Below are 24,127 nucleotides of genomic sequence, written 5' to 3'. Positions count from 1 at the left end.
CAAACGGCCCGACTTTGCCTGCCCGCGCGGTAATCTGGCCTCCGGCCTGGGGAGGACCATGACCCGGAAGTTCGTCGCACCCGCCCTCATCGTGCTCGCCGTGCTGGCGATCGGAGCGCTTGTCTACACCTTCACGCGCGCTACGCCACCCACGCCCGCAACAGCCACCGCGCCACCGCACTGGATCACCACCTCCGCGACGGTCGACGGCGTCCGCCCGGGCCCGGACGCGGCCTCGGTCGTGATCCACGTGTCGCTGCCCGCCGGCGGCCCCGGCTGTTCGCGGTCACCCCGCGTCGAGCCGGCTTCCGAAACGCCGGCCGAGCTGGCCACCACCGTGCAGGCCAACGTGGTTTTCGAGTCGGCGAACCAGGCCCAGGGCGGCTGCCCCACCCAGGCGCCGGCCGAGGTGCCGTTCACGCTCGCGGCGCCACTCGGCGACCGTCCTCTCGTGCTGAACTTCGAAGCCTGGCACCCCACCGGCACCACGTTCGCCCGCTGCGACAAGTTCCTCGGCTGCAAGCCACCCGCCGAGCACTGCGCCGCCGGGTGGGTGGACCGCGTGGTGTTCGACCTCGACGTGCCGGTGAAACACCTGGAGCGCGCACGCAAGGTGCTCGCGTGCGACGGCAGCTGGCTCGTGCTCGCGCTCAACCGGCACGTCGGCGAATGCCCGACCGAAGGCGCGAGCTGCGTCCCCGATTCCGGACCGAGTCAACGCGTCGTCTATTCGTGGGACCCGCGCGGCTGGCAACTGGAAACCGGCACGAAAACCGGGACCTGCAACGAAATCCGCGCCGCGCTGCCGAAGTTTCCCGCCGCGTTGTGCGCCAAGCTGCCCTAGTCCGTCCAGGGTGACGCTTGATCGAAGTACGCGTCGTCTTCGGCGTTGGACGGTGGCCGGGTCGAAGTACGCCGGGCAGGTGGTGCGAGGCGCTCCGCGCGTTGCCGCTGAAATTCCTCCACGGTCATGCCCGGGTCGTCGTCCGCGGCGCGGGCCGGGGCCGGTTGGCCGGAGAGCTGTTCGATCAGCCAGGTCACGTCTTCACCCAGCTGCAGCGCGACTTTGTTGTACGAGTCCTGCGTCGCCTCCCGCATGGCCAGCCGCGTGACCTCGAGGATGAGCTCGGCGACCCGGACCGGATCGGCGTCGGTCAGCGAAGGCGCCAGCCACAGGCTCCGCAACGCGCCGAGCGCGTCGACGGTGACCTCGACCGTGCCGTCGAGGGCGTGGGCCGAGCCGCGAGCCTCGGCCATCAGAGAAGCGACCTGAGCCAGCGCGGCCTCCCGCGCGCGGGCCTGGTCGATCAGCTCACGGGTGCTGGGCATCGGGATCATCCTCGGCGAGTCGTTCGTATCCCAGGGCGCTCAGCTGGTCTTCCTCCAGCACCGGCGCGAGCACCTCGTGCATCCGGTCTCCCGCGCGCCGCGTGGCGCGCCCGGCCAGCTCCGTGATCAAGGCGGCCACCGCGTCCGGGCCGGACCGCAAGGCACTGCGCGAAATCGTGAGGCCGGTGAGCAACCCGCCGGGCGCCACCGTGACGGCGACGCCGTGGGATTCCGCCTTGCCCACCACCGGTCCCGAGCGCGAAAACCGCGCGCCGGCTTCCACTCCGGCGCGCGCGGCGGCGTCCGCGATGCGCGCGGATTCCAGGCCCACGTCGAATTCAGCCACTGCTCACCCCGTCGGCCGGTAGAACCCGATGAACTGCTGGCCCGCGTTCGTGGTGCGGATCTTGCTCACCTGCACCGGATCGCCGGCCTCCACCATCTGCCCGTCGCCGATCACCATGGCGACGTGGCCGGACCACACCACGAGATCACCGGGCAGCAGCTGGTCGATCGAGGGCACCTCGGCGCCCACGGTCTGCTGCCGGGCCGTGCGCGGCAGCTGCAGGCCCGCGTCCTGGTAGGACGTCATGGTGAGCCCGCTGCAGTCCAGCCCCTGCCCGCGCGCGGTGCCGCCCCACACGTAGGGCACACCGAGCTGCGACAACGCGGCGCGCACGGCTTTCGCGGCCGTCTCGTTGGGCGCCTTGACCGTGCGCCCGCCGGGCAGGTTGATGTCGACGCCGGTGCCCGGCTGCGGCGGGATCGCCACGGGCAGCCGCGGCTTGCCGACGAAACCGCCGCCACCGCCGCCACCGTCTCCCCCGCCACCACCACCGCCGCCGCTGTGCGCGCCGTTGCTGTTGAACGACTGCGGCACGTGCGTGGCCGAGGCCGAGCTGGTTGTGGTCGCGTCGGAGCCGCCCAACTGCCGGCCGAGTGAGGTCAGCTGCGTGATGGTCTGCTCGGAGAAGGTGGCCGCCTGCCCGGTCAGCTGACCGATTTTCGCCTGCAGCTGCACCAGGATCTGCCGCGCGGCGGCCGCGCGGCTCTCCGGCGGCTGGATGCCGTTCACGGCCTGCAGCGCCTTCATCGACGCCGAGATCTCCCGCACGATCTGGTCGCGCACCTGGTCGTTGCGGATTTCGCCGACGTGCAGCGTCTCCGCCGCCGCGGCCACGGCCCGCTCGATCTCGGCGCTCTCGTCGAGGAGGTCCTGAATTTCCTTTTCCAGGCCCTGCGACGTCGCGGCCGCGCGGTCGGCCGTGTGGCCCGACGTGGCGTTGGCCAGGTTCGACCGCTGCGCACCGGCTTGGTCCCGCACCTGACCCACGGAGGTCTGCAGCGCCACGTGCCCGTCGCGCGCGCCGGCGAGAGCGGCGGGGTCGTGCTTGAGCTTGGCGGCGAACTGGTTCGTGGTGTCCAGGCCGCCGCGCACGACCTGCTCCACCTCGGCGGTCACCGACGGGCCTTCACGGGACCGGCCGTCACGTCAGCCGGCGGAACACGTCGCCGTGTTCCTCCTCCACGGCGGCGAAGTTGCCCTGCGTGCGCCGCGCGGCTTCGCCGACCTGGTGCCAGCCGCCGCCGAGGGCGTACAGCCGCTGCTGCAACGCCTGCATGCGCGCGCCGTACGCACCGGCGAAGCCGGACTCGTGACCCATGTCGGAAAAACCGACGCTCACGTGCGGCGCGACGTGGCGCGCGCCGGCTCGCCGGACGTCGTCGCCGAGTGGGTCGACCTGGCGCGCGTACGTTTCGTACGCACCGTCGTCAACATGAAAACCGGACACAACCCGCCCCTCCCCTGAGCCGAGACGGCCAGGTTAGCGGACGGGTTGTGCCCGGACAGGCGAAATGACCGGATCAGGTGGTCAGCCGGCGGTGCCGCTCAGCACGCCGGTGAGCCAGTCACCCGAGGCGGAGATGGCCTTGCCGTTGACCGCCACGGTCGGGGTGCCGAAACCGACGTTGCCGCCGCCGAAGTCCTGCGCCAGGTTCTTGTCGTTCTCCGTCTGCTGGAAAGCGGCCTGAATCTGCGCGTTGTAGGTGCCCGCGTTGATCGTCTGGTCGAACTTCGGGTCGGTGATGCCCAGGTCGTGGCCGAGTTTGATCAGCTGCGCCTTGTCGTAACCGCGGCCGCCCTCTTCAGGCTGGCTCTTGAACAGCGCGTCGTGGAACGCGGTGAACTTCTGCGACGACACCGCGGCCAGCGCCGCGTTGGCCGAGTCGAGCGAGTAACCCGGCGGGTCCGAACGATCATTGAGCAGCGTGACCATGTGGTACCGCACGGTCAGCTGGCCGCTGTTGATCGCCTGCTCCATCTTCGGGCCGTACGTGTCCTGCAGCTGCTTGCAGTACGGGCACAGGAAATCGGCGTAGAGGTCGATCGTCTTCGGCGCACCGGGCTTGCCGACCGACACGACCACGCCGTCGAGCTTCTCGACCACACCGGCGCCGAGCGAGGTGGACGTGCTCGGCGCGATGGCCGTGCCCTCGGTCGAGTTCTTGCTCGAGTTGATCCACACCACGCCGCCGATCACCACCGCGGCGACGACCACGACCGCCACCACGACGGCGATGATCTTGTTCCGTTCGCTCGAGGCACCCCTCGCCTGCGCGACCGATTTCGCGGCCTGCGCCTGGCGTTGGCGCTTCCGCGCTGCTTCACCCACGGTTCCTATTTCCCTTCGGCGATACTCGCGTTGTTCGCGAGCGGCGCGGAGCTTCCGGACTCCGCGGTGGTATCCAAGTCGTCGATGTCGTGCGCCGCCACTTCAGCGCGGCGGCCCTTGCCCCAGCCGAGCCAGCCGTCGAGCGAGGCGAACGAACGCGGGCGCACCATCAGCCACACGGCCAGCAGGGCGAACCCGGTGTCGCGCAGGATCTCCTGCGGGTACTCGGTCTGGCCTGCGGCCACCGTCCCGCCGCCGCCGAAGCAGCCGCAGTCGATGCTCAGCCCGCGCGCCCACGACTGCGCGATGCCGGCCACGAGCACGGCCAGCATCACCAGGGCCGCGGTGGCGACCCAGCGCGTGGCGAGGCCGAACAGCAGCAGGAGGCCCAGCACCAGCTCGACCAGCGGCAACGCGGTCGCGACCGGCCGGACCAGCGCGCTCGGCAGCACGTCGTAGGCCTGCACGGCGATGAACGTCTGCCCCGGGGAGGCCAGTTTGATGGCACCCGAAATCAGCCACACGGCCGCCAGCCCGAATCGGGCCAGGGTGCCGATGGTGTCGAGCACGGGTTGGGACAGTCGTCGCACACGCCTAGGCTAGCCGCCGGACCTGAGAACTTCGTGAGTTGTCAACACCCACCGACACCCACCGATCGGAGGCGCGGATGCGGGCTCGCGCGGTGTTCGCCGCCCTGTTGCTGCTGGTCACGTGCGTGGCCTGTGGTTCCGGCTCGGTTTCGCCCGGCGATTCGCTGGTGAAACGCGCGCGTGACGGTGACCACCTCACGGTCGGGATCCGCTTCGACCAGCCCGGTCTCTCGCAGCGCACGGTCGACGGCCGGTTCGTGGGTTTCGACGTCGACGTCGCCAAGTTCGTGGCCGGTGAGCTGGGCGTGGACCCGGCCCACATCACCTGGCACGAGACCACGCCGGCCACGCGCGAATCCGACCTCACCTCCGGCAGCGTGGACCTCGTGGTGGCCACCTACTCGATCACCGACAAGCGCAAGCAGCTCGTGTCGTTCGCCGGGCCGTACTTCGTGACCGGCCAGGACCTGCTCGTGCGGCTCACCTCGCCGGACATCACGGGCCCGGAGAGCCTCAACGGCCGGCGCCTGTGCTCGGTCACCGGCTCGACCCCGGCGCAGCAGGTGCGGGACAAGTTCGCGCAGGCCGTGCAGCTCGTCGAGTACCCGCGCTACCCCGACTGCGTCACGGCACTGCTCGCCGGCCAGGTCGACGCCGTGACCACCGACGCGGTGATCCTCGCGGGTTACGTCGCGCAGGATCCCGAGCTGCTGCGCGTGGTCGGGCACCCGTTCTCGACCGAGCGCTACGGCGTCGGCCTGCGCAAGGGCGACACCGACGGCCAGCACGCCGTGGACGACGCGATCCGCAAGATGGTGGCGGACGGCGAGTGGCTGAGGTCGCTGCAGGCCAACATCGGCCCGTCGAACTACCCGCTGCCGAAGCCGCCGGAGATCACCGAGCAGTGACCAGCTTCGACTCGCTCCCGGACCTGCCCGTCCGCGCGGTGCTGCCCGACGTGGTGGCGGCGCTGGCGGCCCACGGCACCGCCGTGCTGGTCGCGCCGCCCGGCACCGGCAAGACCACGCTCGTGCCGCTCGCTCTGGACAACGGCGGCGGCCGCGTGGTGGTGGCCGAACCGCGGCGGCTGGCCGCGCGGGCCGCGGCCTCGCGCATGGCCGCGCTGCTCGGGGAACCGGTGGGCGAGACGGTGGGCTATTCGGTGCGCGGCGACCGCAAGACCTCGGCGCGCACGCGGATCGAGGTCGTGACGTCGGGCCTGCTCGTCCGGCGCGTGCAGAACGACCCGGAGCTCGCCGGCGTGTCCACGGTGCTGCTCGACGAGTGCCACGAACGCCACCTCGACGCCGACCTGCTGCTGGCGTTGCTGCTCGACGTGCGCGCCGGCCTGCGCGAAGACCTGCGGCTGCTCGCCACCTCGGCCACCGTCGCCGCCGGCCGGCTCGCCGAGCTGCTCGGCGACGCACCGGTGGTCACCGCGCACGCCCGCACCTACCCCGTCGAGCTCTCCTACCGCGCGCCGGCCCGGGGTGCGCGGATCGAGGCCACGGTGGCGTCGACGATCCGGCTCGCACTGTCCGAAGGGGACGGTGACGTGCTCGCGTTCCTGCCTGGTGCGGGAGAAATCGCTCGCACGACCGCGCAGCTCGGCTCACTCCACGCCGACGTGCTGCCCCTGCACGGGCGCCTCAGCGCCGCTCGGCAGGACGACGCGCTGCGGCCGCGCGAGCGGCGCCGCGTGGTGCTGGCGACGGCCGTCGCGGAGTCGAGCCTCACCGTGCCCGGGGTGCGGGCGGTCGTGGACTCAGGGCTCGCGCGCGTGCCGCGGGTGGATCACCGGCGGGGCCTGGCGGGGCTCGCGACCGTGCGGGTGTCCGCGGCCGTCGCGGTGCAGCGGGCCGGCCGCGCGGGCCGCGAGGCGCCGGGCCGCGCGTACCGCTGCTGGCCCGAGCACGAACAGGCGACGCTGCCCGCCTACCCCGAGCCGGAGATCCGCACGGCCGAGCTCGCGCGGTTCGCGCTGGAGCTCGCGTGCTGGTCCACTCCGGACGGCAGCGCGCTGGCCTGGTGGGACCCGCCGGGTGAAGGCGCACTGGCCGCCGCGCGGACGTTGCTGGTCACGCTCGGCGCGACCACCGCCGACGGCACCGTGACCGCGCGCGGGCGCAAGATGGCCGACCTCGGCCTGCACCCGCGGCTCGCCCGCGCGCTGCTCGACGGCTCGGCCGCGGTGGGCACGCGCGCGGCCGCCGAGGTCGTGGCGCTGCTCGACGCGGGTGCGCAGCTCACCGATGTCGAGGCCGAGCTGCGCCGCCTGCGCGGCGGCTCGGACGACGCCGCGCGGCGGTGGAAAACCGAGGTGCGGCGGCTGTCCGGTCTGGTCAAGTCCGGTGCCACGGCAGGAAAATCCGACGCCGCCCTCGTGGTCGCGCTGGCCCACCCCGAACGCCTCGCGCGTCGGCGCAGCGGCTCGGCGCCCGTGTACCTCATGGCCGGTGGCACCGCGGCGGAGCTGCCCGCAGGCAGTGGAATGGGCGACGCCGAGTGGCTGGCCGTCGGCGAGGCCACGCGCGACCCGGGCCGGGTGCAGGGCACGATCCGGCTCGCCGCCGTGGCCGACGAAACCCTCGCCGTGCGCGCGGCACCGGCACTGGTGTCCGAAGTGGACGAAGTCGCGTGGGACGGTGACGTGGTGACCCGGCACGTGCGCCGCCTCGGCGCCATCGTGCTCACCGAACGGCCGCTGCGGACGCCTCCACGGCAGCTGGTGCACGACGCCCTGGTCACCGGCCTGCGCGCCGAAGGCCTCGGCCTGCTGCGCTGGAGTGAGAACGGCCGGCGCCTGCGCGAGCGGATGGCGTTCCTGCACCGCGTGCTCGGCGCGCCGTGGCCGGCCGTGGACGACGCCACCCTGCTGTCCGAAGTGGACACGTGGCTCGACTTGAGCCGCGCCCGCCGCCGCGGCGACCTGGCGAACGTCGATGCCGGCAGTGCGCTGCGCGGTCTGCTGCCGTGGCCCGAAGCCGCGCGGCTCGACGAGCTGGCACCGGACCGGCTCGAAGTTCCGTCGGGTTCGCGTATGCGCGTGGACTACACCGCCGAGCAGCCCGTGCTCGCGGTGAAGCTGCAGGAGACGTTCGGCTGGACCGCCACGCCGACCATCGCCGACGGCCGCGTGCCGGTGCTGCTGCACCTGCTCTCCCCCGCCGGCCGGCCCGCCGCCGTGACGGCCGACCTGGAGTCGTTCTGGCGCACCGGCTACGCGGCCGTGCGCGCGGATCTGCGCGGGCGCTACCCCAAGCACCCGTGGCCGGAGGATCCGGCCACGGCCACGCCGACCCGGCACACCAGCCGCCGGTCGCGCTGACCCCTGTCGAAGGTCGGGGGTCGCGCGAGCCGGAAGTCCGATGCCCGCGCAGGCCCCCGAACCGCAGACTTCCTCACCAGGGATCGAACCCAGGGAGGACACATGATCACGCTTCGGGGACTGACGAAGCGCTACGGGGAGAAGACGGTGGTCGACTCGCTCACGTGCGTGGTCGCGCCGGGCAGCGTCACCGGGTTCCTCGGGCCCAACGGCTCGGGCAAGTCGACGACGATGCGCATGACCGTGGGCCTCGACCGGCCCACCGCCGGCGACGTGCTGGTGAACGGCAAGCCGTACGCCGAGCTCAAGCACCCGCTGCGGGAAGTCGGCGCGCTGCTGGAAGCGAAGGCCCTGCACCCCGGCCGCAGCGCCGGACGGCACCTGCTCGCGATGGCGCGCAGCAACGGAATTCCGGCCTCACGCGTCGACGAGGTGCTCGCGACCGTCGGGCTCACCGACGTGGCGGGCAAACGCGCGGGCCAGTTCTCGCTCGGTATGGGCCAGCGGCTCGGCATCGCGGGCGCGCTGCTGGGCGACCCCGGTGTGCTGATGTTCGACGAGCCGGTGAACGGCCTCGACCCGGACGGCGTGCGCTGGGTGCGCCAGCTCATGCGCTCGCTCGCCGAGGAAGGCCGCACGGTGTTCGTGTCGAGCCACCTGATGAGCGAGATGCAGCTGACCGCCGACCACCTCGTGGTGATCGGCAAGGGAAAGCTCCTCGCCGACGCGCCCGTCGACGAGTTCATCGCCGGCAATTCGCTCAGCTCGGTGTCGGTGCGCGTGCCGACGCCGGTCGAGCGCGACACGCTCGCACGGCACCTGCGGACCCAAGGCGCCGTCGTCGACTCCGGTGAGGCGGACGAGCTGCTGGTGACCGGCGCCGGCGTGGGTCAGGTCGGCGATCTGGCGCACGAGCTGGGCGTGCGGCTGCACGGCCTGGGCGAGCGGACGGCTTCGCTCGAGCAGGCGTACATGGAACTGACCGCTTCTTCGGTGGAATACGGGGTGACGGCATGACCACGGCACAGGCGCCTGCCCGCGCGGGCGGCGGTTATTCGGGCGGCGGGCTTTCCGGGGCGGTCGCTTCGGAGTGGACGAAGCTCTGGTCGGTGCGCGGCACGTGGTGGAGCCTCGCCGGCGGCGTGCTGCTGATGCTGCTCTACAGCACGGTTTCCGGCCTGTCGCAGCAGATCGACGACTCCGGCGCGACGCAGGGTCCGCACGACATCGTGGTGGGTGGCGCGATCTACCTCACCGAGTTCTGCGTGATCGCGGTCGCCACGCTGTTCGTGACGAGCGAGTACGCCAGCGGCAGCATCCGCTCGACGCTGCAGTGGGTGCCGGTGCGCTCGACCCTGGTGGCGGCGAAGGCGGCCGTGCTGGTGCCGGTGCTGTTCGCGTACGGCGTGGTGGTTTCGGTGCTGGGCATGGCGGTCTCGGGAGTGCTGATGCCGAACGGGACCGTGACGACGACGTTCGGCGACGGGCTCACCGCGGCCGCGGGCATGGGTGCGTACTTCGCGCTGCTGGGCGTGTTGTGCGCCGGCATCGGGTTCGCGCTGCGCAGCGCGGCGGGCACGATCGTGGTGGTGATGGTGCTGCTGCTCCCGTTGCCGATGCTGCTCTCGGCTTACGTGGCGCCGGAGATCCTGAACTACTTCCCGGCGTTCGCGGGGATCAACGGCATGGTGCCCGCCGGTGACACGAACCCGATGATGGGCGGGATCGCGCCGTACTCGCCGATCGTGGGGGTGCTGATCTGCCTGGTGTGGGCCGCGGCCGGGTTGTTCATCGGCACTTCGGTGCTGAAGAAGCGCGACGCCTGACGCGGGTTCGGTGAAGGACTCCCCTCGCCGCGGAGTCCTTCACCGCGTCAGGGGCAGGCCGAGTCCGGTGAGGACCGCGCGGGCACCGTCGGCGAGCTCCTGCCTGTCCGGGGGATTTGTCGACCCGGCGCCGGCGAGGGCGTCGAAGATCGCGCCGTCGAGCCAGTTGAGCAGCACGCGCGTGTGGCGTTCGGGATCGGTCGAGCCGGCGGCGCCGAGCAGCGTCACGCACAACCGCCGGATTTCGACGCCCCCGGCGTCGTAGGCGGCCCGCAGCTCGGGGCGGCGCGTGGCTTCGAGCGCGAACTCGTAGCGGGCGAGCATGCGCGTGCGGCCGACGGTGATGGCGGCGTGGACGGTGGCGGCGAGCACCTCGGCGAGGTCGCGGGCGTCGGGGTCGATCACGGCCTGGTCGAGCTCGACCATCCGGGCCATCGCGAGTTCCAGCAGGGCGAGCCGCGTGCGGGCGTAGTACGACGTCGAGCCCGCCGGCAGCCCCGCCGCCCGGTCGACGGCGCGGTGGGTCAGCCCCCGCATGCCCTCGGCCGCGATCACCTCGACGGCGGCGTCGCCGATCACCGAAATCCTGTCCACGATCTTCACTCTACAGGTGTAGAGTCTCTACAGACGTAGAGGAGGCGGTCATGGAGCAGCGGCACGCCGTGGTGATCGGCGGGGGCATCGGGGGGCTGTGCGCGGCGATCGGTCTGCACCGCACGGGCTGGCGGGTCACGGTGTACGAGCGGGCGCCGCAGCTCACGGGCATCGGCGCGGGGATCTCCATCTGGCCCAACGCGCAGCGGGCGCTCGCGGAGCTGGGCGTGGAGGCGCCGCTGTGCCCGCAGCGCGACGGCGCCCTGCTCGACCCGCGGGGCCGGCGGCTCGCGGGCTGGGACATGGGCGCCTACGTGCGGCGCTACGGGCTGCCGCTCGCGGCGATCCATCGCGCGGACCTGATCGAGGCGCTGTGCGCGGCGCTGCCGGAATCGAGCCTGCACCCGGGCGTCGAGGTGCGATCGGCGACGCGCGACGGCGTGGTGCACCGCGCGGGCGGCTCGATCCGCGCCGACCTCGTCGTGGCCGCCGACGGCATCCGCAGCCCCGTCCGGCAGGCGCTGCACCCCCACGCGCGGCTCGCGTACAGCCGGGGCTCGGCGTTCCGCGGGGTGGCCGAGCTGCCGTCGCGGTTGAGCACCTCGTGGGGCCGCGGCACGGAAGTGGGGACCCTGCCGCTGCTCGACGGGCGGGTGTACTGGTGGATCGCGGAGGCCCGGCCGGAAGGCTTGCGTCACGACGACGTGCGCGCGTACCTCCTGGCGCGGTACGACCACCGGCGGCCGATGATCACCGCGACGCCGGAGATCCTCCACCACGACCTGTACCACCTGGCCACGCCACTGCCGAGCTACGTCTCCGGGCGCCTCGCGCTCCTCGGCGACGCCGCGCACGCCATGCCGCCCTACCTCGGCCAGGGCGGCTGCATGGCCATCGAGGATGCCGTGACGCTCGCCGCTTGTCTCGCTGCCTCGGACGACACCGCCGCCGGGCTACGGGCGTACGACGAGGCCCGGCGCCCGCGGACCCAGCACGTGGTGCGCGCGTCGATCCGCGCGGGCTCGGCCGGCCCGCTGCTGCGCAACCCCGTGGGCCGCGCCCTGCGCACCGCGATCCTGCGCCTGGCCCCGGCGTCGACGATGGCCCGCGCGGAGAGCTGGATCAATCGCTGGGAGCCGCCGCGTCTCCCCCGACCAGCCCGGCCTCGTACGCCGTGATCGCGGCCTGAACCCGGTTGCGCGCGCCGAGGCGGGTGAGGATGGTGCTCACATGGGCCTTCACGGTGCCCTCGACCACGAACATCCGCTGCGCGATGTCCGCATTGGACAGTCCCGTGGCCAGCAGCGTGAGCACTTCGCGTTCGCGGGTCGTCAGGGCGGCGATGCGATCGCGCGCGGCCGCTCCCCGAGCCAGCGCGCCACCGGAAAGGCGGGCGATCACGCGGGACGCGACCTTCGGCGAGAGGAACGCGGCACCGTCCGCGACGGCGCGGATCCCGGCGAGCAGCTCGCGGGGGTCGCCGGCCTTGAGCAGGAAGCCGCTGGCGCCGAAGCCCAGCGCGCGTTCGATGTAGGCGTCTTCGCCGAAGGTGGTCAGGATGATCACGCCGACGTCGGGCAGCACGCGGCGGATCTCGGCGCCCGCGGCGAGGCCGTCGAGCACCGGCATGCGGATGTCGAGCAGCACCACGTCGGGGCGGGTGGCGAGGGCTTGCGCCACGGCTTCACGGCCGTCCGCGGCTTCGGCGACGACCTCGATGTCCTTGTCGGCCCCCAGGATCGCCGCGACGCCCGCGCGGATCATGGCCTCGTCGTCGGCCAGCAGCACGCGGATCACGGTTCGTCCTCACTGTAGAGATCCTTGGACACGAGCTTGTCGCCGTCGAAGCAGAGGCGGATCGCGGCGTAGCGCACGTTCCACCAGCTGCGCGACGTGCCGTAGTACTCGCACGCGGCGCCCGCCGGCTTCGGCGGTTCGCCGTTCTGCGGCTTCGACAGCCGTTGCTGCGAAGGCAGCAGCGGCGTGATCGACGAGCGCGTGGCCCCGACCTTGATCTGCTCGTAGAGCCCCATCGACATCTCCGAGCCGTACCACTGCACGAGGAACGCGACCCCGCTTCCGCCCACCACCACCCCGAACAATGCCAGCGGAATGAGGATGGCCTGCACCAGGCTGCGCCGCACGTCGCGGCGCGCCAGCTCCCACTCGCGCGCGGACTCCGACTGCCCCGCGTCGTGGTCGGCGCCGGCTTCGCTCTCCGGTACAGGCGCGGCGTCGTGCGGCAGCGTGGCCACCACCTCGAAGCCGCCGCGCGCGTCCGGTCCGGCCCGCAGCGCGCCGCCGACCAGCCGCACGCGTTCGCGCAGGCCGATCAGCCCGCGTTTGCCCGACGCACCCGGCAACGGCCCGGCGGGCGGCGGCGCGTTGACCACGCGGATCTCCGTGCTCAGCGGCGAGGTGAGCACCCGCAGCGTCACCGCGGCACCGGGCGCGTGCTTGGCGACGTTCGTCACCGCCTCCTGCACCACGCGATACGCCGCGCGCGCGACCATCGGCGGCGCCGCCTCGAGACTGTCCACTTGCGACTCGATGAGCAGCCCGGACGCGCGGGCCCGCTCGATCAGCTCTCCCAAGTCACCCTGCACGGGCTCGATCGGCGCCGCGTCCTCGCGCAGCACGCCGATGATCTCGCGCAGCCGCTCGGTGGCCGTCGCCGCGTTGGCGCGCAGGTCACCGGCCGCGGCGCGCTGCGTCTCGTCGAGACCGCCGGCCACCTCCAGCGCCGCGGCGCGCACGGCGATGAGGCTCAGCTCGTGGCCCAGGGAATCGTGCATGTCGCTGGCGATCCGCGCGCGCTCGCGCAGCCGGGCCTGATCGGCGACCAGTTGCTGCCGGCTCTCCATCTCCTCGGCGCGACGCCACCCCGCGCGCGCCAGCTCGCGGCGCAGCCGCACGTGCCGGCCCAGCAGCCACGGCGCCACGCCGGCGAACGCGATCACCCCGAGCATCGCGGCCCACGCGCCGAACCCCGCCGTCGGGATCAGCAACGCGACCGGCAACCCGGCCAGCGCCACGCCACCGGACACGAGCAGGGCCACGCGGACCTGCGTCATCCGCAGGCCGGTGAGGTAGGCGATGGCGACCATGAGGAACGCCTCCCACACGGCCACGCGCCCGCCCCAGCCCAGCGCCACCAGCACGACGGTGCTCACCGTCACGATCAGCGAAAGCGTCGGCAGGCGGCGCCACGCGGCCACGGAGACCGTGACGGCGGCGACGCCGAAGATCAGCTCCCACGGGTTCGGGTTGTTCGAGGCGTCGGTGGCCGCGACGAGGCCGAGGAAGAGCCAGAGCAGGACGTCGAGCACCACCCGCCACCTGCGCCTGGTCACCTCCTTCATGCCGCCGACGCTACAAGGCCCGCGGCGGCGGCCACCACTGTCGAAAGTCAACCGCTGGGGCATGATGGATCACCATGGCTGAGCGCACCCTCGCCGAGCAGCTCGGCGGCCCCCTTCCCGAGGGCATCGAAGCCCTGCCCGAGCACGCGCGGGCGGACCTCGCCGCCGCGTTGCGCGACGCCCGGCACCGGCAGGCCAAGGCCCTCGCCCAGGCTGGCGAGGACGGCCTGAAGTACGTGCCCGCGCTCCTGCGCGGCGCCGTCCGCAAGGCGGTCGGCCTGTGAACCCGGAGATCCTCAAGCTCGCGCGCGTGCTCGACGTCGAACCCGAACGGCTCACCTACCTCGCCGACGTGGACGTCGCCGACCTGCAGCTCTTCCGTGAACAGGTCACCACCACGCTGTTCGACGCGAACCTCGTGGTGCTCGAACGCATGGCGCTGGCCAGCCGGCTGCTGCCCGCGCCGGTGGTCGCGAAGATCGCCGAGAAGGTGTTCGGGCCGCTGCTGTGCGCGCGGATCGCCGGCCTGGTCGACGTGTCGCGCGGTGTGGACGTGGCCAAGCGGCTGCCGCCGAAGTTCCTCGCGTCGGTGGCGGCCGAGCTCGACCCGCGGCGCGCGACGGCGATCATCACGCGCATCCCGCTCGACACCGTGGTCGCCGTGGCCACCGAGCTCACGCGGCGGGAGGACTGGATCACCCTCGGCCGGTTCGTCGCGCACCTGCCGGACCCGACCGTGCGGCGCAGCCTGGCTGTGCTCGAGGACACCGCGCTGCTGCGCACCGCGTACGTGCTCGACGACAAGAGCCGCATCGACCACGTGATGGGCCTGCTGCCCGAAGGCCGGCTGGCGCGGCTGATCCGCACGGCCGGCGCCGAGGAATCGCTGTGGGAGCCGGCGCTCGACGTGCTGGCGAACATGGGAAAAGCCCGTCGAGAAGCGGTGCTCCCGCTGCTCGACGAGCTTCCCGACGGACTGCGCGGCCGCGCTCAGGCCGCGATCAAGTAGATCCCGTAGGCCACCACCGCCGCGCACACGGCGAAGCACACGATGGAACCGGTGAACGCCGCGACGCCGGAGCCGCCTTGTTCCCGGGCGGTTTCGCGCGCCGAGAGCCCGCGGATGCCGTAGGCGAACAGCACCGTCAGCACCACCGCCGCCGCCAGTGCGACGACGAAAACGGTGCCGAGAGCGCCCCAGTCGATGTCCATGTCCGCTCCCTCAGGCTGCGACCGGAGCGGCCTTGGCGGCGTCCGGCTCGTCGTTGACGGTGCTGGCGCTCACCGGGTTGCGGCGCGACGCGAGCCAGATGCCCAGCGCCACGAGCACCCCGACGGCGCCGATGAGGATGGTGCCCCAGCTGCCGCGGGTCGAGACCGCCGCCGCGATGGCGCCGACGACGGCGGCCGCCGGCAGCGTGAGCACCCAGGCGATCACCATCTTGCCCGCGACGCCCCAGCGGACCTCCGCGAGCTTGCGGCCCAGGCCCGAGCCGATGATGCCGCCCGAGGTGACGTGGGTCGTCGAGAGCGCGAAGCCGAGGTGCGACGACGCGAGGATCACGGCCGCGGAGCTGGTCTCCGCCGCGAACCCCTGCGGCGTCTGGATCTCGGTGAGCTTCTTGCCCATGGTCTGGATGATGCGCCAGCCGCCGAGGTAGGTCCCGGCCGCGATCGCCAGACCGCACGCCCCGATGACCCACAGCGGCGGGTTCGAACCCGGCGCGATCGTGCCGCCGGCGATGAGCGTCAGCGTGATGACACCCATGGTCTTCTGCGCGTCGTTGGTGCCGTGCGCGAGCGAGACCAGGCTGGCCGAGAGGACCTGGCCGGTCTTGAAACCCTTGCCCACCACGTTCTGCTTGGCCTTCTCGGTGATGCGGTAGGTCACGAACGTGCCGACGAGCGCCACGATCCCGGCCACGATCGGCGACGCGACCGCGGGGATCAGCACCTTCTCCACGACCTTGCCGAAGTGCACGGCGTCCGCGCCCGACGCGATCCACGTCGCGCCGATCAGACCGCCGAACAGCGCGTGCGAAGAGCTCGACGGCAGGCCGACGAGCCACGTCACGAGGTTCCAGATGATGGCACCGACAAGTCCGGCGAAGATGACGACCGGAGTCACCTTCGTGTCGTCGACGATTCCGCCGGAAATCGTTTTGGCGACCTCGATCGACAAGAACGCGCCGACCAGGTTGAGCACGGCCGAAATGGCAACGGCGATTCTCGGTTTGAGGGCTCCCGTGGCAATGGAGGTGGCCATGGCGTTGGCCGTGTCGTGGAACCCGTTGGTGAAGTCGAAGGCGAGTGCCGTGACGATCACCACCAGGACAATGAGCGAAAAGTCCATGGGCGTTTCTCCAGCTCGGTGGTCGTGCCATTGAGAAGCTACCCATCAATCGAGCGACCCTGATCTCGTCCGAGTGGCCGCTGATTGAACTCTGCGCAAACGAGGGCAAGGTCGGGCAGGACCAATTCCCGCGTTCACCTGGTGATCCACTATTCCGCTAGCCAAAGTGAGTGAATCCGTGTTTGCGCAATTGGTACGTTATGCCGGAATTGGTCGGTTCTGGTGGTGCCAGCCCTACCTCGGATGCTCCGGCACGGCCCAGTGTTTCCGGTCCCGTTGCCTGCGACGGTGGTGGTCCACGGCGAAGGGAGCAGCCGGATGACCGCCACGGCAAGCGTTTCCAGCACCACGCGGCACCACCTCGGCACGGCACTGGCCGCCACGGTCGCGTCCGGGGTGCTGATCCACTTCGGGCTGGGCTTCGAGCCGGTCGCCGTACTCGCCTGGCTGGCGCCGCTGCCCGTGCTGCTGCTGGCGCCGCGCACGAGCGCGTGGGTCGCGAGCGCCGCGGCGTTCCTCGCCTACCTCGGCGGGAGTGCCGGCAGCTGGCACTACTTCCTGAACTCGCAGTCGATCCCGCTTCCCGCCGCGCTCGCGATCCTGCTGGGCACGCCGGTGCTGTTCGCGGCGACCGTGGCGCTGTTCCGGCGGCTCGTGCGGGCCGGGCGGCCGGTGCTCGCGACGGTCGCGGCACCGGCGCTCTGGACCGCCGCGCTCTACGGCGTCTCGCTGGCCAGCCCGTTCGGCGTGATGGGCACATTCGTGACCAGCCAAGGCGACCACGCCGACGTGCTGCGCCTCGCGTCCGTGCTCGGCGGCTGGGGTGTGGAGTACCTCGTGCTGCTGGCGCCGGCCGCGCTCGCCGCCGTGCTCGCGCCCGGTGTCCGGCCGTCGGCGCGGGTCGGCATCACCGTGGCCACGGCCGCGGCGGTGGTCGGCACGCTCGCGTTCGGCGCGACACCCGGTGTGGGGCCCAGCGGTCAGGTGCGCGTGGCCACCGTCGCCCGCAGCGAGCCCGCGTGGGCGGCGGCCGTCGGCTCGCCGACCGGGCAGCGGGTGCTGCGGTCCTATGTGGACGCGTTGCGCGCCTTGCCCGCCGACGTTCGGATCGCGGTCCTGCCGGAGGGCGCGTTCGGGATCGACCGCGCACACCTGGCCGACCTCACCGCGCCGCTGGCCGACGTCGCACGCGACCGGAACCTCGACATCGTGACCGGCGCCATCGTGACCGACCCCGGTCGCCCCGCCTACAACACTGCGCTCGCCGTGTCCCCGGCCGGCCCGACCGTCGAATACCGGAAGTGGCGCAACGGCGACTCCCCGGTCGCGTCGGGCCACGACCTGGCGAACCTCACCGGCCGGCCCATCGGCCTGGAGGTCTGCATGGACGTGAACGGCCCGTCGCCCACCCGCGACTACGCCCGCGCCGGCACCGGGCTGCTGCTCATCCCGGCCTCCGACGAAGACGTCGACGGCTGGCAGCACAGCCGCACGGCTCTCCTGCGCGGCGTCGAGAACGGCGTTTCCGTGGCCTGGAGCGCCACCCGCGGCACGTCGTTCCTCGGCGACGCCACCGGCCACGTCCTCGCCCAGACCCGCACCGGCTCGGCCCCGGTGGTCGTGGCGACCGCCGACGTGCCCCTCGCCACGGGTCAGACTCTCTACACCCGCTTCGGCGACTGGTTCGCGTGGCTGTGCTGTCTCCTCGCGCTCGCCGGCCTCGCGTTCACCGGCCGCGCCGCTGTCACGGCCTCCCGTGAGTGAGGGCACGAGCGGTGCCCACGCGGCACTGGCGAGCCATGATCAGCACGGCCTACGGTGGGACCATGCAGGGCACCCGCGTCACGCGCAGCACCTCGGCACCCCGTCCCGTCTCCCGCGGAGCGGCCCGGTGAGCGAACTGCGCGAAACCACGCTGCAGGTCGGCGACCACCGGCACACCGCGCTCGCGGCCGGTCCGGACCACGGCGAACCCGTGCTGCTGCTGCACGGCTGGCCCGAGTTCGCCGACTCGTGGACCGCCGAGCTCCACGCGCTGGGCGACGCCGGTTACCACGCCGTCGCCGTGGACCAGCGCGGTTACGCGCGCGAGGCCCGGCCCGTCGGCGCCGAGCACTACTCCATCGACGCCCTCGTGGCCGACGCACTGTCCTTTGCGGACACCCTCACCGACGGCCCCTCGCGGCGCTTGCACCTCGTCTCCCACGACTGGGGCGGCATGGTGGCCTGGGTGCTCGCCACGCGGCACCCGGAGCGGCTCAAGTCGCTCACCGTGCTGTCGACGCCGCACCCCGCCGCACTGCAGCAGGCGGCACGCGACGAGGAGCAGCAGAACGAAGACCTCGACTACGTCCGCTTCTTCCGCGCGCCCGGCGGCGTCGCCGAAGCCTCGATGCTGGCCGACGGCGCCACCCGCCTGCGCGCGGCGTACGCGGGCCGGATCCCGCAGCACCAGGTCGAAAGCAACGTCGCGCGGCTGTCCGAGCCGGGTGTCCTCACGGCCACGCTCAGCTGGTACCGCGGCGCCACCGACGACGAGTTCACCGTGCCCGCCGGCCACATCACCGTGCCCACGCTCTACCTCTGGGGCGCGCAGGACACGAAGCTCGGTCGCACCGCCGCCATGACCACCGCGCAGTGGGTGACCGCGCCGTACCGCTTCGAGATCTTCGAGGACGCCGGCCATTGGCTGCCCGAGGAAGCACCGGAACGGATCAACCCGCTCCTGATCGAGCACCTGTCGGCGCACAACTGACCCGCACCGGCCTCACCGGCTGCCGCGGGCGTCACGCCATCCGCTCACCCCGCCGCCACACCGCGTGGGTGAGCGGCACGCCCGGCCGGTAGGCCAGGTGGGTCACCGACGGCGCGTCGAGCACGTGCACGTCGGCCCGCGCGCCCGGCCGCAGGTACCCGACGTCGTCGCGCCGCAGCGCCCGCGCGCCCCCGGCCGTGGCCGACCACACGGCTTCCTCCACGGTCATGCGCATCTGCAGCACGGCCGTGGTCACGCAGAAGGCCATCGACGTGGTGTACGAGCTGCCCGGGTTGGCGTTGCTGGCCAGCGCGACCGTCGCGCCCGCGTCGAGCAGCCGCCGCGCCGGGGCCAGCGCCTGGCGCGTGGAGAGGTCGCACGCCGGCAGCAGCGTTGCCACCGTGTCCGACCCTGCCAGCGCCGCCACGTCCTCGTCGCTCAGGTACGTGCAGTGGTCCACGCTCGCCGCGCCGAGCTCCACCGCGAGCCGCACGCCGGGCCCTTCACCGAGCTGGTTGCCGTGCACCCGCAACCCGAGGCCACGCTCGGCCGCCGCCTTGAGCACGCGCGCCGACTGGCCCTCGTCGAACGCGCCGGTCTCGCAGAACACGTCGGCCCACCGCACGTGCGGCGCCACCGCGTCGAGCATCTCGCCGCACACGAGGTCCACATAGGACTCCGCGTCGGTGCCCGGCGGCACGAGGTGCGCGCCGAGGTAGGTGACCTCGTCGGCCACCGTCGCGGCGATCCGCGCCGAGCGGGCCTCGTCGGCCACCGTCAGCCCGTAGCCGGTTTTGGTCTCCAGGCAGGTCGTGCCCTGCGCGGCCGCTTCCGCCACGTGCCGGCGCAGGTTCGCCGCCAGCTGCTCGTCGGACGCCTCGCGCGTCGCGCCCACCGTCACCGCGATTCCGCCGGCTGTGTAAGGTTTTCCGGCCATCCGCGCCTCGAACTCGGCCGTGCGGTCGCCGGCGAACACGAGGTGCGTGTGGCTGTCGACCCAGCCCGGCAGCACCGCGCGACCCTCCACGTCCACGCGCGTGTCGGCCGCCGGGGCCTGCGCGGCCGGGCCCGCCCACGCGACCACACCGCCGTCGAGCACCAGCGCCGCGTCGCGCAGCTTGCCGAGCTCGGGATCGTTCGTGGTGAGCTCGCCGATTCCCGTGATCAGTTCCGCCACAGCGCCTCGATCTCCTCGGCCAGTACGATTTCCGGTCGTTCCACGAGCACGTGCCCGCCCTCGCGCACCACTTCCCGGCCCGCCACCACGACGTGCCGCACGTCCGCGGCGCCCGCCGCGAACACCACCCCGGACGGCTCGATGCCCGCCGTCCGCACGGAATCCAGCGCCACCGTGACCAGGTCCGCGCCGGCACCGACGGCCAGGCGGCCCATCTCCGGCCACCCCACGGACGCGTGATCGGTGCCCGCCGACAGCAGTTCCTCCGCGGTGAACCGGCCGCGTTCCTCGCTGGCCAGCCGATCGTCCAGCTCCAGCGCGCGAGTCTCCTCGAACGCGTCGACCACCGCGTTGCTGTCGCTGCCCACGCCCAGCCGCACGCCGGCGTCGAGCAGCTGCCGCGCGGGGCCGATGCCGTCGCCGAGGTCGCGTTCGGTCGTCGGGCAGAAGCAAGCCGCGGCGCGCGCCTGGCCCAGCCACACCACGTCCTGGTCGGTCAGGTGCGTCGCGTGCACGGCGACCAGCCGTTCGTCGAGCACGCCGTGCTGCTGCAGCAACCCGGTCGGCGTCCAGCCGTAGGCCGCTTCGCACTGCTCGTTCTCCGCGCGTTGCTCGGACAGATGGATGTGCAGCGGCCGATCTCCCGGCACCCCCTGGTGCACCGTCGACAAATCGGCCGCCGGCACCGCCCGCACGGAGTGGATCGCCCCGCCGACCCGGAACAGCTCGTCTTCCTTCAGCGTCGCGACCCGTTCGGCCCATGTCTCGGCGGAACCGTCGGAGAACCGCTGCTGCACCTCGTCCGGTGCCACCCCGATCCCGCCGGCGAGGTAGCACGTGTCCAGCAGCGTGAGCCGGATCCCGGCGTCGCGCGCGGCCTGGCGCAGCGCGTCGCCCATCGCGTTCGGCGACGCGTACGGCTTTCCGCCCGGCGCGTGGTGCAGGTAGTGGAACTCGCCGACGCTCGTGTAGCCGCCGAGCACCATCTCCGCGTAGACACCGCGCGCGAGCCGGTAGTACGCGTCGGGGTCGAGCCGCGCGGCGAGCGAGTACATCCGCTCACGCCAGGTCCAGAACGTGCCGCGCTCATGGTGCGTCCGACCCCGCAACGCGCGGTGGAACGCGTGCGAGTGCCCGTTGGCGAAGCCCGGCAGTGTGAGCCCGGTGAGGATGGTCCCGCACTTCGGCGCGCCCGGGGTGACCGACGCGATCCGGCCGTCGTGCACCACGAGCTGCACCGCGTCGGCGATCCCGTGGGGCAGCCAGGCCCGTTCACACCAGTACGTGGTCATGCCGCCAGCCGCTCCAGTGCCTCGGCCAGCGCCCGCGCGCCGGCTTCCACGTCGGCGCTCTCGGCGAACTCCTCCGGCGAGTGGCTGATGCCGGTGGGGTTGCGCACGTACAGCATTCCGGCGGGTACGAAGCCGGCCAGGATCGCGGCGTCGTGGCCCGCGCCGGTCGGCAGCTCGGGCGCCTGGCCGAGCCACTCGCCGAGGTCGCGCCGCAGCTTCCCGTCGAACACCACGTCGTCGGAGTACGACTCGCGCGTGACGGTGAGCTCGCAGCCCTCCGCGTCCGCCGCGACCTGAGCGGCCCGGGAGATGTCCTCGACGAGCTCGGGTGTGACCGGGCCGGGCACCCGCGCGTCGAGCCACAGGTCCACAGTGGACGCGATCACGTTGGTGCCGCCCGGCGTGGGCACGAGCCGGCCGACGGTCGCGCGCGCGTCAGCCCGCTCTTTCGCCAGCCGCCGCACCGCAACCACGGTCTCGGCCGCCGGCAGCATCGGGTCGACCCGGTCGGCGATCAGCGTGGCCCCGGCGTGGTTTCCCTGCCCGGCGAAGGAGAACCGCCACCGGCCGTGGGCGATCACCGTGCTGCCGACCGCCACAGCCGAACCGACGTCGATCAGGCCGCGGCCCTGCTCCACGTGCAGTTCGAGGAACCGCCCGACGAGCCCGAGCCGCTCGGGGTCGGCGCCGATCCGGTCCACGTCGAGGCCGGACTTCGCCGCGGCTTCCCAGAACGTGACGCCGTCCGGGTCGCGCAGCGCCCGCGCCTGGTCGGCGCCGATCGTGCCGGTCATCAGCCGCGAGCCGAGGCACGGCACGCCGAAGCGACCGCCCTCCTCCTCGGCGAACACCACCACGGCGAACGGCTTCGCGGGCCGGAACCCCTTGGCCTGCAACGCCTCCACGGCCGCGAGCGCGCTCGTGACGCCGAGCGGGCCGTCGAAGGCGCCACCGCCGGGCACCGAGTCGAGGTGGCTGCCGGTCACCACGGCGTCGGGCCCCGGCGCGCCCCACCAGGCCCAGAGGTTGCCGTTGCGGTCGGTCTCGACGTCCAGCCCGAGCCGCTGCGCCCGCTCCACGAACCACGTGCGCAGGTCGTGTTCCGGCGCGTCGAACGCGTGGCGCGAGTAGCCGCCGCGCTTCGCGTCGCGCCCGACGTCGCTGATCTGGCCGAGCAGCTCCGAAGCCGTGGTCACGCGTTGTCCCGCATCGGAATGCGCACGCCGCGCTCGTCGGCGACCTCGGCCGCGCGGTCGTACCCGGCGTCGACGTGGCGGATCACGCCCATGCCCGGGTCGTTCGTGAGCACGCGCTCCAGCTTCTGCGCGGCCAGCGCGGTGCCGTCGGCCACGGACACCTGGCCCGCGTGGATCGAGCGGCCCATGCCGACGCCGCCACCGTGGTGGATCGAGACCCAGCTCGCGCCGGACGCGGTGTTCACCAGCGCGTTGAGCAGCGGCCAGTCGGCGATCGCGTCGGACCCGTCGGCCATGGCCTCGGTCTCGCGGTACGGCGAGGCGACGCTGCCGGAGTCGAGGTGGTCGCGCCCGATCACCACGGGCGCCTTGAGCTCACCGCTGGCCACCATCTCGTTGAACCGCAGGCCCGCGAGGTGGCGCTCGCCGTAACCGAGCCAGCAGATCCGCGCCGGCAGGCCCTGGAACGCCACGCGCTCGCCGGCCATCTTGATCCAGCGGGCCAGGGACTCGTTCTCCGGGAACAGTTCCAGCATCGCGCGGTCGGTGGCCGCGATGTCCTCGGGGTCACCCGAGAGCGCCGCCCAGCGGAACGGGCCGTTGCCCTCGCAGAACAGCGGGCGGATGTAGGCCGGCACGAAGCCCGGGAAGTCGAACGCGCGCTCGCAGCCGCCGAGCTTCGCCTCGCCACGCAGGGAGTTGCCGTAGTCGAAGACCTCGGCGCCGGCGTCGAGGAAGCCGAGCATCGCGTTCACGTGGTCGGCCATCGACTCGCGCGAGCGGTCGGTGAACTCGTCGGGCTTCTTGGCCGCGTAGTCGTGCCAGTCGTCCACGCCGATGCCCTTGGGCAGGTAGGACAGCGGGTCGTGGGCCGAGGTCTGGTCGGTCACGATGTCGACTTCGACGCCGCGGCGCAGCAGCTCCGGCAGCACCTCGGCGGCGTTGCCGACCACGGCCACCGACAGCGGCCGCCGCTCCTTCTTCGCGGTGGTGACGCGGCGGATCGCGTCGTCGAGGTCGTCGGCCACCTCGTCGAGGTACCGGGTCTCGACCCGGCGGTGCGCGCGCTGCGGGTCGCATTCGACGACGAGCGCGACCCCGTCGTTCATCGTCACCGCGAGCGGCTGCGCGCCGCCCATGCCGCCGAGGCCGGCGGTCACGGTGAGCGTGCCGCGCAGGGTGCCCCCGAACTTCTTCTTGGCCACGGCGGCGAAGGTCTCGTAGGTGCCCTGCAGGATGCCCTGCGTGCCGATGTAGATCCACGAGCCGGCCGTCATCTGGCCGTACATCGTGAGGCCCTGCTGCTCGAGCCGGCGGAACTCGGGCCAGGTCGCCCAGTCGCCCACCAGGTTCGAGTTCGCGATGAGCACGCGCGGCGCCCACTCGTGCGTGCGGAACACGCCCACCGGCTTGCCCGACTGCACGAGCAGCGTCTCGTCGTTGTCCAAAGTGGTCAGTTCACGCGTGATCGCGTCGAAGCTGGCCCAGTTGCGCGCGGCCTTGCCGGTGCCGCCGTACACGACCAGGTCCTCGGGCCGCTCGGCGACCTCGGGGTCGAGGTTGTTGTGGAACATCCGCAGCGCGGCCTCGGTCTGCCACGACTTCGCGGTGAGCTGGGTGCCGCGGGCGGCACGGACGGTGCGGGACATT

At 72.7% G+C, this 24,127-nt stretch carries 25 protein-coding genes; 10 read left to right on the top strand and 15 right to left on the bottom strand.

From position 1 onward, the window contains the following. Positions 1-58: 58 nt before the first annotated feature. Positions 59-844 carry a hypothetical protein gene (locus tag VSH64_RS44110; RefSeq protein WP_326568664.1) on the top strand — a complete coding sequence of 262 codons (786 nt, stop codon included), beginning with the start codon at positions 59-61 and terminating at the stop codon, positions 842-844. Here VSH64_RS44110 and VSH64_RS44105 read toward each other — a convergent pair. The 6 genes from VSH64_RS44105 to VSH64_RS44080 form a co-directional block, all read right to left on the bottom strand. Beyond that, on the bottom strand, positions 841-1,329 hold the full coding sequence (locus VSH64_RS44105; protein ID WP_326568663.1) for a YbaB/EbfC family nucleoid-associated protein: 489 nt from the start codon (positions 1,327-1,329) through the stop codon (positions 841-843). The genes VSH64_RS44110 and VSH64_RS44105 overlap by 4 nt on opposite strands. Continuing rightward, positions 1,313-1,675, bottom strand: coding sequence for a YbaB/EbfC family DNA-binding protein (locus VSH64_RS44100; protein ID WP_326568662.1), 363 nt, complete (start codon positions 1,673-1,675; stop codon positions 1,313-1,315). The genes VSH64_RS44105 and VSH64_RS44100 overlap by 17 nt, the downstream gene beginning before the upstream one ends. Positions 1,676-1,678: 3 nt before the next feature. Continuing rightward, positions 1,679-2,791, bottom strand: a complete 1,113-nt coding sequence (locus VSH64_RS44095; RefSeq protein WP_326568661.1) for a C40 family peptidase — start codon at positions 2,789-2,791, stop codon at positions 1,679-1,681. 25 nt (positions 2,792-2,816) lie between these two features. Further along, positions 2,817-3,122: a hypothetical protein gene (locus tag VSH64_RS44090; protein ID WP_326568660.1), complete on the bottom strand. Its 306-nt coding sequence runs from the start codon at positions 3,120-3,122 to the stop codon at positions 2,817-2,819. An 81-nt stretch (positions 3,123-3,203) separates the two neighbouring features. Then, positions 3,204-4,013, bottom strand: coding sequence for a DsbA family protein (locus VSH64_RS44085; RefSeq protein ID WP_407655719.1), 810 nt, complete (start codon positions 4,011-4,013; stop codon positions 3,204-3,206). After that, positions 4,010-4,573: a MauE/DoxX family redox-associated membrane protein gene (locus VSH64_RS44080; RefSeq protein ID WP_326838207.1), complete on the bottom strand. Its 564-nt coding sequence runs from the start codon at positions 4,571-4,573 to the stop codon at positions 4,010-4,012. Before VSH64_RS44080 ends, VSH64_RS44085 begins: the two co-directional genes overlap by 4 nt. 98 nt (positions 4,574-4,671) lie before the next feature. Here VSH64_RS44080 and VSH64_RS44075 point away from each other — a divergent pair, with 98 nt between their 5' ends. The 4 genes from VSH64_RS44075 (at position 4,672) to VSH64_RS44060 (ending at position 9,748) form a co-directional block, all read left to right on the top strand. Next, positions 4,672-5,502 carry a glutamate ABC transporter substrate-binding protein gene (locus VSH64_RS44075; protein WP_326568658.1) on the top strand — a complete coding sequence of 277 codons (831 nt, stop codon included), beginning with the start codon at positions 4,672-4,674 and terminating at the stop codon, positions 5,500-5,502. After that, complete coding sequence (hrpB, locus tag VSH64_RS44070) at positions 5,499-7,922, top strand: ATP-dependent helicase HrpB (RefSeq protein ID WP_326568657.1); 2,424 nt, start codon at positions 5,499-5,501, stop codon at positions 7,920-7,922. Before VSH64_RS44075 ends, hrpB begins: the two co-directional genes overlap by 4 nt. Before the next feature lie 102 nt (positions 7,923-8,024). Next, entirely contained in the window at positions 8,025-8,939 is a 915-nt protein-coding gene (locus VSH64_RS44065; protein WP_326568656.1) for an ATP-binding cassette domain-containing protein, read from the top strand. Next, complete coding sequence (locus VSH64_RS44060; protein WP_326568655.1) at positions 8,936-9,748, top strand: ABC transporter permease; 813 nt, start codon at positions 8,936-8,938, stop codon at positions 9,746-9,748. Before VSH64_RS44065 ends, VSH64_RS44060 begins: the two co-directional genes overlap by 4 nt. Before the next feature lie 39 nt (positions 9,749-9,787). Here VSH64_RS44060 and VSH64_RS44055 read toward each other — a convergent pair whose 3' ends face one another. After that, on the bottom strand, positions 9,788-10,342 hold the full coding sequence (locus tag VSH64_RS44055; protein WP_326568654.1) for a TetR/AcrR family transcriptional regulator: 555 nt from the start codon (positions 10,340-10,342) through the stop codon (positions 9,788-9,790). Between the two features lie 50 nt (positions 10,343-10,392). Here VSH64_RS44055 and VSH64_RS44050 point away from each other — a divergent pair, with 50 nt between their 5' ends. Beyond that, positions 10,393-11,520: an FAD-dependent monooxygenase gene (locus tag VSH64_RS44050; RefSeq protein WP_326568653.1), complete on the top strand. Its 1,128-nt coding sequence runs from the start codon at positions 10,393-10,395 to the stop codon at positions 11,518-11,520. Here VSH64_RS44050 and VSH64_RS44045 read toward each other — a convergent pair. Together VSH64_RS44045 and VSH64_RS44040 are read right to left on the bottom strand one after the other, a co-directional pair. Then, a complete protein-coding gene (locus VSH64_RS44045; RefSeq protein ID WP_326568652.1) occupies positions 11,465-12,139 on the bottom strand; it encodes a response regulator transcription factor in 675 nt (224 codons plus the stop codon). The two genes, VSH64_RS44050 and VSH64_RS44045, sit on opposite strands and share 56 nt — an antisense overlap. Continuing rightward, positions 12,136-13,704: a sensor histidine kinase gene (locus VSH64_RS44040; protein ID WP_326568651.1), complete on the bottom strand. Its 1,569-nt coding sequence runs from the start codon at positions 13,702-13,704 to the stop codon at positions 12,136-12,138. Before VSH64_RS44040 ends, VSH64_RS44045 begins: the two co-directional genes overlap by 4 nt. Before the next feature lie 74 nt (positions 13,705-13,778). On the opposite strand from VSH64_RS44040, the gene VSH64_RS44035 reads away from it, so the two are divergent. Together VSH64_RS44035 and VSH64_RS44030 are read left to right on the top strand one after the other, a co-directional pair. After that, on the top strand, positions 13,779-13,988 hold the full coding sequence (locus VSH64_RS44035; protein ID WP_326568650.1) for a hypothetical protein: 210 nt from the start codon (positions 13,779-13,781) through the stop codon (positions 13,986-13,988). Next, a complete protein-coding gene (locus VSH64_RS44030) occupies positions 13,985-14,713 on the top strand; it encodes a hypothetical protein (protein WP_326568649.1) in 729 nt (242 codons plus the stop codon). Before VSH64_RS44035 ends, VSH64_RS44030 begins: the two co-directional genes overlap by 4 nt. On the opposite strand, the gene VSH64_RS44025 is transcribed toward VSH64_RS44030, so the two are convergent. After that, positions 14,695-14,916, bottom strand: coding sequence for a hypothetical protein (locus VSH64_RS44025; protein WP_326568648.1), 222 nt, complete (start codon positions 14,914-14,916; stop codon positions 14,695-14,697). The genes VSH64_RS44030 and VSH64_RS44025 overlap by 19 nt on opposite strands. Positions 14,917-14,926: 10 nt before the next feature. Beyond that, positions 14,927-16,057 (bottom strand): inorganic phosphate transporter, encoded by a 1,131-nt coding sequence (locus VSH64_RS44020; RefSeq protein ID WP_326568647.1) that lies wholly within the window; start codon positions 16,055-16,057, stop codon positions 14,927-14,929. 318 nt (positions 16,058-16,375) lie between these two features. On the opposite strand from VSH64_RS44020, the gene VSH64_RS44015 reads away from it, so the two are divergent. Both VSH64_RS44015 and VSH64_RS44010 read left to right on the top strand, forming a co-directional pair. Then, complete coding sequence (locus tag VSH64_RS44015; protein WP_326568646.1) at positions 16,376-17,821, top strand: nitrilase-related carbon-nitrogen hydrolase; 1,446 nt, start codon at positions 16,376-16,378, stop codon at positions 17,819-17,821. A 127-nt stretch (positions 17,822-17,948) separates the two neighbouring features. Next, positions 17,949-18,812, top strand: coding sequence for an alpha/beta fold hydrolase (locus VSH64_RS44010; RefSeq protein ID WP_326568645.1), 864 nt, complete (start codon positions 17,949-17,951; stop codon positions 18,810-18,812). 31 nt (positions 18,813-18,843) lie between these two features. On the opposite strand, the gene hutI is transcribed toward VSH64_RS44010, so the two are convergent. From hutI to hutU, 4 genes are read right to left on the bottom strand one after another with little or no spacing between them, the layout of a single operon-like run. Then, on the bottom strand, positions 18,844-19,989 hold the full coding sequence (gene hutI / locus VSH64_RS44005) for an imidazolonepropionase (protein WP_326568644.1): 1,146 nt from the start codon (positions 19,987-19,989) through the stop codon (positions 18,844-18,846). Beyond that, positions 19,977-21,281, bottom strand: coding sequence for a formimidoylglutamate deiminase (locus tag VSH64_RS44000; RefSeq protein WP_326568643.1), 1,305 nt, complete (start codon positions 21,279-21,281; stop codon positions 19,977-19,979). The genes hutI and VSH64_RS44000 overlap by 13 nt, the downstream gene beginning before the upstream one ends. Beyond that, the gene (locus tag VSH64_RS43995; protein ID WP_326568642.1) at positions 21,278-22,477 is read right to left on the bottom strand and encodes an allantoate amidohydrolase; all 1,200 of its coding nucleotides are present in this window, start codon (positions 22,475-22,477) and stop codon (positions 21,278-21,280) included. The genes VSH64_RS44000 and VSH64_RS43995 overlap by 4 nt, the downstream gene beginning before the upstream one ends. After that, positions 22,474-24,126 carry a urocanate hydratase gene (gene hutU, locus VSH64_RS43990; RefSeq protein ID WP_326568641.1) on the bottom strand — a complete coding sequence of 551 codons (1,653 nt, stop codon included), beginning with the start codon at positions 24,124-24,126 and terminating at the stop codon, positions 22,474-22,476. Before hutU ends, VSH64_RS43995 begins: the two co-directional genes overlap by 4 nt. Between the last annotated feature and the right edge of the window lies 1 nt (position 24,127).

The sequence above is a fragment of the Amycolatopsis rhabdoformis genome (assembly GCF_035918295.1).
Taxonomy (GTDB): domain Bacteria; phylum Actinomycetota; class Actinomycetes; order Mycobacteriales; family Pseudonocardiaceae; genus Amycolatopsis; species Amycolatopsis rhabdoformis.
This window is presented reverse-complemented; position numbering and strand designations above follow the sequence as displayed.